The organism is Nostoc sp., assembly GCF_054880495.1.
In genome coordinates this window covers 1-2,197 of sequence record NZ_JBTYKD010000401.1, presented here as the reverse complement: position 1 = coordinate 2,197, position 2,197 = coordinate 1, and the positions used below count along the sequence as shown (strand labels likewise).

Annotated in this window: 1 protein-coding gene and 2 pseudogenes; all 3 read right to left on the bottom strand. The window is 42.9% G+C overall.

Features of this window, described 5'->3' with window-relative positions:
• Nucleotides 1–784 (bottom strand): annotated as a pseudogene (locus ACYTXL_RS33610) (formylglycine-generating enzyme family protein); the annotation flags it as partial.
• Nucleotides 781–1,875, bottom strand: coding sequence for a VWA containing CoxE family protein (locus ACYTXL_RS33605; protein ID WP_461928359.1), 1,095 nt, complete (start codon nt 1,873–1,875; stop codon nt 781–783). The gene ACYTXL_RS33605 and the pseudogene ACYTXL_RS33610, both read right to left, overlap by 4 nt.
• Nucleotides 1,872–2,197 (bottom strand): annotated as a pseudogene (locus tag ACYTXL_RS33600) (AAA family ATPase); the annotation flags it as partial. The pseudogene ACYTXL_RS33600 and the gene ACYTXL_RS33605, both read right to left, overlap by 4 nt.

Below are 2,197 nucleotides of genomic sequence, written 5' to 3'. Positions count from 1 at the left end.
AGCCTTCAATCCTAGTAACTCTTGGTACAGAAGATGTCACAGCCTCCGCCAAAACTTTTGGCAACAACCTTTGTGGAAATGTCAGTTCCTGATCGTCTATGTGATAGGAACGATTTAGTTCATCTGGAGTGACAGACTCTGGTGTTCTTAAAACTCGCTGTACCAATCTTGCGTAGTCTAGTAAAGTTCCCTCTTGTTGTAACTGAGGTGATAATTCTTCGGTAATGCGGGTTAATCGCGCTAATTCTGCCCGAATTCCCGACTCAGTAAGATTTGCGGAACCTGTTTCACTACTAGTTTCTATGAGCCGTTGGGTAATCTCTCGTGCTGCTTTTTTGCACTGTTCATCTCCCAGATATACCATTGCTGCCCATCGTTGAGCTTCTATTTCTTGTTGCCGTCTTTCAGGATTTAAACGACTTAAATAGTTGACATAACTATATAAGACCTGTGCTACTTTCTGCATTCGTGGCTTACCAAAGCGCGAGTCTTGCTGCATTTCCTTTAGCAAATATTCCCGCACATGGGTTTCCATTGCGTAAAGTTCATAACCAACTTGACTGCACAAGTCAGACAACAACAAGTCAACCTCTGCTACCCAAGGAACTTGCTCACCTCGCAAAAATTCATTACGTAAGTAGTTTACTAATTCTGGAGTTAGCACCAAAGGTAATGCAGCATGATACGCCAATAGCCGATAAGACTCATCAAAACGCCGCACAAATCTATCTACTGCTTGTTTCGCCTGTTCTCGCAATTGTTCTGCATCAGCTAAATCTGTCATGAGAAAGGTGAATGTAGGTGTTGTAGAGGTTGTCCGCGCACAATATCAATAGCATTACTTAAGCCATTATTATCCATCTGATACATTGGCACCAAATTAGCAATGATTTCTGCTGAACTGCCAATCCAGCGTTCTTCAGGCATAGGATTTAACCAAGCAATTAAAGAACTGTACTGCTTCAATTTAAATAAAAAACTGGTAGTTGCTCGAATTCGCTTTAACTCCCGATACCCCCGTGCAGCCCCAGCATCACTGACAATCAATATACTGGTTTGATTATCGCAGGTTGATAATACCGTTTGTAAAGCAATTGGTTCTGTTAGGTAGAGGTCTTTGTAAACACTAGCAGCAGGGACGTTATGGAAATAAAATATATCTACTTTTTCCGGTTGCAAGTCACTTTCATAAAGTGCCGTTTCCACTAAATCACGAGTGAAGCGGTGAAAAGGGTTCATTGAGCCATTTTGATCCAGCAGCAGTAAAAGATGGGCATTGTTTCTTTCTCTTCTGCGGTAAACTGGAGCTAAGTAGAATCCCTGGCGAGTTGCTTGCTCAATGGTGGCATCAACATCTAATACATCCAATGCTCCATCGCCAACAGGTCGCCGGAGATATCGCCAGCTATAAACCATTGAGCGCCGGGAAATGGGATAGTATGCCTGTAATGTAGATGTATCCTCAATTTCCGCAGGTTCAAAGGGCGCTCGAATCGGTAGTGATGATAGTTCCGGTTCAGGTTTTACCTGAGTTACAGTATCTTGAGGCGGTAGTGGTGAGGAAATTTCTGGGGGTTCCTCCACCGATTTTTGATGAGTTTCAGGCTTTGCTTCTTTCTGAGGGGTTTTTTCAGGTTGTATTGGAGTTGAATCAACTTGTAGGGACTCCCAGATGGTATCAAACTGGCTTTGTTGGGATGGAGAGTGACACCATAAAATTTTTAATGTTTCGCCTAGTTCCTGCTTTGTTTCCCCAAATCCCCCCTCAACTGCTTGTTTTGCTGCCAAAAGTTCGCCTACACCAAGCTGAAAACCACTTTGGCGTAGGCGAATCAAGGCGCGAGTAATTAAATCTTGGGGGTTAAAGGAACTCATGAGGCTTTGGCATATTTCTTCCAGTCTTGCTGAAGCTTAAATAATAACTCTCGGTAGGGAAGTAAATCGTCTTTTTTCAATTTAGCTGCGCTGTAAGGTTTTGACTCAAAGGTATGGAGTGCTTTTAGCCAATCAAGAAATTCACTGGTTCCCGGTTTCTTAAATAGTCCACCTTCTTTCCACACATCGAGAAACCGCTTAATTGCATTCTTTATCAAATCATCAGGCGGGGGTGTTTCCTCACGAATTTGGTAATGCTTCTCGACAATTTCTTGCAACCGCTGCTCATCGTTAGGGAAGTCTACATAGTGATATAAGCAAC

What these genes read in the sequence shown, in the direction of transcription:
- ACYTXL_RS33605 (WP_461928359.1), bottom strand. Translation starts at nt 1,875, where the DNA reads ATGAGTTCCTTTAACCCCCAAGATTTAATTACTCGCGCCTTGATTCGC.